This is a genomic window from Sinomonas sp. G460-2 (assembly GCF_047759905.1).
In the GTDB taxonomy this organism is placed as follows: domain Bacteria; phylum Actinomycetota; class Actinomycetes; order Actinomycetales; family Micrococcaceae; genus Sinomonas.
The window spans coordinates 1-6381 of sequence record NZ_JBKZWT010000215.1 but is presented as its reverse complement, the minus strand read 5'-3'; the positions used below and the strand labels follow the sequence as shown (position 1 = coordinate 6381).

Sequence of the window (6381 nt, the reverse complement as noted above, 5' to 3'; positions counted from 1 at the left end):
GCGGCGAAAGAGCAGCCGGACCCGCCTGCGGAGCCGCCTGCCGCGCATCGGCGGGGCGCCGTCGCGCTGGATGTGGTCGATCAGTGACTCGAGCTCGGCCTCGAAGCGGGCCGCGAGCTGCGGGTCGCCGAAGGTGGTGAAGACGTCACGTGCCTCGCGAAGGAGGCCGTCGGCGGATGCCCGGTCGTCCAGGAGCCGCTCGATCTGGTCTGCGAGGGAGCGGGCCGAGCGAGGCTCGAAGACGAGTCCATTGCGGTTCGCGACGATCTGCTCGACGGCGCCGCCCTGATCTGACACCACGACGACGCAGCCGCGAGCGAGCCCCTGGGCGATCACCTGGCCAAAAGGCTCGGGCAGGCGCGAGGGCAGGACCAAGACGTCGGTGGACGCCATCCTCACTGGGACGTCGTCCACATGCCCATGCATCTCGGCGGGAAAGGGTGCCTGCTCGAGGCTCCGCCGGAGACCGGTCACGTGGCGGGCGTCGCCCACGAGCCCGCCGCCGTACAGATCGAGGCGGAAGTCTGCGCCGGGCCTCTCGGCCTTCACGATGGCCAAGGCATCGACGAGGATGTCCAGCCCCTTCCAACGTTCGGGCCGGCTGAAGGCCGCGATCCGGACCGTTCCCTCTCGAGGGAAGGTCCTCACCGCCTCATCAGGCAGCATTCCGGGGACGTTCGACGGCGGGTACGCGACGGAGCGCGGGATTTCGGACAACGAGGCGGGGATGGTCGAGGCCGTCCATTCGCTGTTCGCCATGAGGCCGTCGAACGCTGGGTAGACGAGACGGAAGATGATCTCGGTGACGAGCCCTCGGTCCCTGACCCGCTCCAGATCCTCTTGGAGGTAGGCGAGCGACGGGATGCTGCCGAACGGGATCATCGCCAGCGTCTTCACCACGGCGGCGCTCATAGCGACGACGGCGTCCGGCCTGGACTCCCGGATGATCCGGAAGAGCTTCGGCAGGGCGACGATCAGCATCTTCCGTTCGAAAGCGCGGCCTGGGTACAGCACCCGGACGTCGACGCCGGCCGCGCGGAGCCTCGCCGCTACTGGGCCGTCTGCGAGGAACACCACGGTGGGGCGCATCCGGGAGCTGTGCTCGAGCAGCCACAGCAAGGCGAGCTGGCCGCCGCCGGGGCTCGCCGCATGGTCAACGAAGAGGATGTTCCGCCGGCCGTGCTCCTGCGCCGTTCCCGTCACCTTCATGTTCCTCACTGTCAGTAGCTCATGGGGTCCGCGGCGGGGGCCGTCCCGCCCGCCGATCGCTGCCTCCACGCGACCGGAATCAATCCGGCAGCAGATACGAGGGGCCGAGCTTCCGACGCAGGCCGCTCACCGACGCGGCGATGAGCTTCCCGGCGTGGCCCGGACGTCCAGCCACGATGCCGATGGCGGCAAGGAGGGCGAGCTTCGCCGCCACGTTGAGGGCGAACTGCAGCCGGGCGGCCGGCGCGTTTCCCACCCGGAGGAGGCTCAGATAGGCCTGGTTCCGGTGCAGGTACTGCAGTCGCCAGGCGTCGGAATCCGGAATCTGGAAGGTCGTCGGGAGCCTGCCCCGGAGGCCGGGGAGGGCCTGCTGGACCTTCCACACGAGGGTGTCCTCGATCTCGAGACCGAGGCACAGATAGATCGCGATGCCCTGGTCGCCCAGCCGGCCCGAGAAGTCGTTGTCGTCGCCGTACAGGATGAGCTCCGTGTCAGGGAGGACCTTCCGGTTCACGACGTCCTCGGGGAGGAACAGGCCACCCCACATGGCGTTCGGGATCGCCACGAGCCTGTGGCTTTCGCCGCCGGCCTCGACTTCGAGCGTTCGTGCGGCGTTGCTCGCATGAGTCACGGCGCGGCCGCGGAGCTTGGCCTCGACGAGGGACGGGAGGTCGAAGCCTTGGAAGGCTCCGGGGCGCTGCTCCCGGAAGAGATGGTCGACGGCGGCACCCTCGGCCAGTGCGCGATGCACCGTGTTGACTCCCCGGAACACTTCGAGGGCGAAGAGGCGCCCCGCGGGGAGCTCGGCCCGAGCCGCCGCCTCGATACCGCGCAGCTTCGGGATGATCCCCTTTGGGATGGGGTTGTCGTCGTCAAGGATCAGGATGGCGTCGCCGTCGTCGTAGGCGGCCGCGAGACCCGCGGCGAACGCGGGAGCGGAGCCGAGGTTCTTCTCGAACCACACGACCCGCACGCGGTCAGCGTGCGCCGCCGCGAACGCGCGGAGCTGTGCGGCCGAAGCCGGTCGCGCCCCGTTGGCGACGACGATCACCCGGCACGACGGTTCCTCCAGCACGGACGCGAGAGTGCCCCGCAGGGTTGACCACCGATCGCCGTAGGTGACGGTCAGCACGGTCACAGCGCTCAAGGACCCGGCCTCACTTCCTCGTAGTGGGTGGGTTTCGCGGGCGCCTGCCTCGGGAGCGTGCGGCGAAACCCGTTGCGGTAGAGCAGCACGCCGAGCGCGCCAAGCTGGATGACCGTCACGAAGACCTCGCCCAGCGCGACGCCGTACATGGCACCGCGCGCGCCGAACGGACCAGTCCAGGCGAGCACGAGTGCGAGAGCGGCGACGCAGCCCGCAAAGGCGCTGCTGGCGACGACGGCGCCCTGCCTGAGGGCCATGAGGCAGGCGATCCCAGCGCACTGGGAGAGGACGGTCATCGCGAGGGCCACGCCGATCGCGGGCGAGATGTCATAGCCGACCGCGACCCGATCTGCGCCGAGGATCCTGCCCACGATGGGGCCGAGGAGCGCCATGGCCCCACCTCCGAGAACCGCGAGTGCGGCGGAGAGGCCCAGCCCGCGCCGGATACGCCCGGCGAGTTCCGTCGAGCTGCTCGTTGCGGGGATCCATCCCTGAATCGTTTGCATGAAGGGCTGCTGCGCCGCGTTCGCTCCGCGAAGCAGCTTCTCGGCAACGCTGTACGCGGCGAGTGCTGGCGGATTGAGAACGGCCACGAGGACCACGGGCAACGAGAGGTAGGCGGCGGAGAGCATCGCGACGGTGAGGCCGTGGACGTGCTCTCGGAGCCTACTGGGGATCGCCGAGAAGCGCTGCCCCTTCAGGAGCGTCGCGGTGCGGTCGCCGCAGATGACCCAGACGGTGAGCGTCACCGAGACGAGTGCGAACGCGAGCTGGGCGACGGCGTACGCGGTCAGCGAGTCGAGCAGCAGGAGCAGCACGAGGCCTACGGCGTTCGAGAGGACTTTGGGAGCCGTATCGCAGATCAGGAGGGCTGTGGGGTTCCCTGAACCGACGAAGAACCACGTTCCGCCCACGCCATAGAAGGTGAGTGCTGCGGCGACGAGTGCGGCGGCGTCGTGGTGCTGCGGGGAGATGGCCGCGGCGACACTCGTGGGGACCGCGACGACGACGATGAGGATCACGGCCCGGACGAAGAACGACTCGGCGAAGTACTCGGCCCTCTCCCGCGACGGGATCTTTGCGACGGAACTGGGCCCCGTGACCGCCCAGCCGTAGCCGGAGAAGACGGCGGCCGCCGTCCCGCAGGCCTGGCCGATCGCCACAGCCGACCACCCCTCGGTGCCCGCGAGGACGATGATGAAGGGGATGATGGTCACGCCCGCAACGCCCGAGATCATCGTCGAGAGACCGAAGCCGGACAGCCGGCCGAGCCCCTTCCTCAGGACCGACCGGTCCGCGGCGCGGACCTCCCGGCGGGAGCGATCGCTCACTTGAGGCACGTGCGATCCCTTCACAACTCGGTTTGAGCACGGCTCCGCCGTCAGGGGAGCAGGTGGCACGGTTCCTCGAGGACCGGTGCATCGCCAGCGTAGGGCTGCAACGGAGACGGGAACCGCGCATGAGGAGGGCCTCAGTGGTGCCTGGAGGCCGGGGCCCGGAGGCCGGCGGCGCGAGGCGGCGGGCGGCCCTGGGGGAGCGCTGGCTCCGGGGTGCGGTCGACGTCGTGTGGGTGGCCTGGCAGGATGTCCGCCGCCATGGTCCCGAACACGGCCACCATGACGATCGCGAACAAAGTTGTGTGGCGGCTTTGAGCGGCGAACGGGATCGAGGGGCACCCCGGAGAAGCGGTTCGAGGCCGGTCTCGGTGGTCTGCGCGCGAATTCAGTGGTGAGACCGAGGGATTCCGTGGTGGCTGTCCGCCACGATGGGTGGGGTCCGCCGGTGGGATCACCGCGTGTTCGCGGCGATGAACTGCCCGACGGTTCCCGCTGCCATCGCGTCTGCGAAGCCCTTGGCCGCGGCCTCGTCGAGCACGACGATCGACTGGCCGTCGGTGGACCACCCGGTGCCCTTCGTCGGAAGCGTGAACATGACCACGTCGTCCGGCCGGACGTCCTTGAGCTCGAGCCCGAGGCCGGCCACCGCACTGGCCGTGAGCGTCGAATCGACCGTGAGATACGGGGACATCTCGTTCACCACGGTGGCGAGCGTGGCTGGATTCGCGAGCGTCTGGGGCGTGGCCACCTTCCGTACCAAGGACTTGAGGTAGAGCTGCTGGTTCCGCACTCGCTGGTAGTCCCCGTCCGGGAACGCGTACCGCTCGTGGACGAACACGAACGCTGACTCGCCGTCCAAGTGGCGAGGGCCCTTCTCGAAGCGGAAGCCGGGGAATTGGCTCGGCGTAAACGCGACCGGCACCTCGACGTCCACGCCCCCGACAGCGTCCGTGAGCCCCTTGAACCCGGCGAAGTCCATGAGCACCACGTGGTCGATGCGTTGACCCAGAAGGGCCTCGACAGTCTGGACGAGGAGGGGCTCGCCGCCGAACGCGAGCGCTGCGTTGATCTTGGCGCTGCCGTGTCCGGGGATCGGAACCCAGAGGTCGCGCATGAGCGAGACGACGTAGGCCTTCCTTCGGTCCGCGGGGACATGCACGAGCATGAGGGTGTCGGAGCGTTGGTCCGAGGCGTCCCCGGCCGCGGCTTCTTTGGCGGTGGCCCCGCGGCTGTCGCTGCCCACGAGCAGGATGTTGACGGGCGTCTTCCCATTGATCGGGGTCGCGGACGGACGGGTTGAATCATCCGGGAACGCCGTGGGGATCTTCTGTGTCTTCGAATCGAAAGCGGCCGAGAGGGAACCGAGGTAGATCAGGGCGCCAGCCGTCGCGAGGACGACGACGAGGACAGCGGCCGCGATGACGATCGCGACCGGGCGTCGTTTCCTGAGTCGCCGCGGCCCGCTCAGAGGGGTGGATTGCATAGCCTCATCGTGGGCAGGCGCCTCCTCCACCTAGTCCGCGCCGCCTCAGTGCCGACTACGTGCCAGCTAGGATCAAGCTGCCGCGGCTCTCGACCCGGCCGGGCCTCGGGCCCGCGACATGGGGGAGGGTCATGCCGGCTATCTGGCACCGCGCGTCGTCGATCGCCGAGGTCGTCTCGGAGGCGGAGGGCCGAGTCGCGCTCCTGAACCTCTCCGAGCCCCAGCCGATGGTTCTCACCGGATCGGCCGCCGTGATCTGGGGCCTCATCGACGGCCAGCAAACCGAGCGGGACATCCTGGCCGAGCTGCGCGCCCTGTATCCGGCGGAGGATGGAGACGCGATCGAGGCCCAGCTCGCCTCGTTCCTCATCGCGCTCCAGCGGCAGGGGTTCGCCGAGGCGAGGGCATGACCGCACAGGGTGCGGAACGGGCTCTGCCCCCGCTCCGCCTTCGGGCACTGGGCATCCGCGTCGCCGTCCGCTTCGACGATGGCTTCACGCCGCTCCACGTGGCAACGCTGCGGCGAGCCTGGTCCCGGTGCCTCGACGGCGGCGGCCGCGACAGCGACAGCGACGGCAGGGTCGGGGAGCTGACCGTGCTTGGGCCAGTGGCGCCCTCGGCGTCCGCGGGAGCCTTTCGCGGCCGAGTCGAGTCGCCGCACGCCACTTGGCCGGTGGCCGCGGGCTCGTTGGAGCAGTTCGCGGCCGACCTGACGAGCGTCGTGACCCTCGCCGCGATAGAGTCGAGGGCCGGGGACCTCATGATGCTCCACGCCTCCGCGCTCGCCGACCCCGCGAGCGGCCGGGCGGTGGCCCTCGTGGGCCGTTCGGGCATGGGCAAGACGACGGCGACCCGTGAGCTCGGCGCCACGTTCGGCTACATCACCGATGAGACGGTCGCGGTCGACCGCGAAGGCCGCATCGCCCCGTATCCCAAGCCCCTTTCCATCATTGCGGGGAGTCAGGCCGCCCCGAAGAGCCAAGTGGGTCCCGAGGAGCTGGGGCTGCTGCCGACGCCCGCCTCCGCGAGGCTCGCCGCCGTCGTCCTTCTGGACCGCGATCCCGAGGCGCCGTGCCCGCGCGTGGTGCCGCTCGGGCACGCCGAGGCGATCATCGGGCTCGTGCCGCAGACCTCGGCTCTTTCTCGGGCCGACCGCCCTCTCGAATGGCTGTGTGCGCTGCTCGACGCGTGCGGCGGCGCGGTGC

5 protein-coding genes and 1 pseudogene are annotated in these 6381 nt (G+C 69.8%); 2 read left to right on the top strand and 4 right to left on the bottom strand.

The window, feature by feature from the left end; translation table 11 throughout:
* The 4 genes from ACLN58_RS16220 to ACLN58_RS16205 form a co-directional block, all read right to left on the bottom strand.
* A partial coding sequence (locus ACLN58_RS16220; RefSeq protein WP_415856288.1) for a glycosyltransferase occupies window positions 1-1209 on the bottom strand: 1209 nt, incomplete at its 3' end.
* A 79-nt stretch (window positions 1210-1288) separates the two neighbouring features.
* Window positions 1289-2347, bottom strand: a complete 1059-nt coding sequence (locus ACLN58_RS16215) for a glycosyltransferase family 2 protein (RefSeq protein WP_415856289.1) — start codon at window positions 2345-2347, stop codon at window positions 1289-1291.
* A gap of 5 nt (window positions 2348-2352) precedes the next feature.
* The gene (locus ACLN58_RS16210) at window positions 2353-3696 is read right to left on the bottom strand and encodes a lipopolysaccharide biosynthesis protein (RefSeq protein WP_415856287.1); all 1344 of its coding nucleotides are present in this window, start codon (window positions 3694-3696) and stop codon (window positions 2353-2355) included.
* 448 nt (window positions 3697-4144) lie between these two features.
* Window positions 4145-5176: an LCP family protein gene (locus ACLN58_RS16205; RefSeq protein ID WP_415856286.1), complete on the bottom strand. Its 1032-nt coding sequence runs from the start codon at window positions 5174-5176 to the stop codon at window positions 4145-4147.
* A gap of 131 nt (window positions 5177-5307) precedes the next feature.
* Here ACLN58_RS16205 and ACLN58_RS16200 point away from each other — a divergent pair, with 131 nt between their 5' ends.
* Both ACLN58_RS16200 and ACLN58_RS16195 read left to right on the top strand, forming a co-directional pair.
* Window positions 5308-5586, top strand: a complete 279-nt coding sequence (locus ACLN58_RS16200) for a PqqD family protein (protein WP_415856285.1) — start codon at window positions 5308-5310, stop codon at window positions 5584-5586.
* Window positions 5583-6381: pseudogene (locus ACLN58_RS16195) on the top strand (hypothetical protein); the annotation flags it as partial. The gene ACLN58_RS16200 and the pseudogene ACLN58_RS16195, both read left to right, overlap by 4 nt.

Coding starts and splice junctions, on each gene's coding strand:
- ACLN58_RS16205 (WP_415856286.1), bottom strand. CDS start 5,176: ATGCAATCCACCCCTCTGAGCGGGCCGCGGCGACTCAGGAAACGACGC.
- ACLN58_RS16200 (WP_415856285.1), top strand. CDS start 5,308: ATGCCGGCTATCTGGCACCGCGCGTCGTCGATCGCCGAGGTCGTCTCG.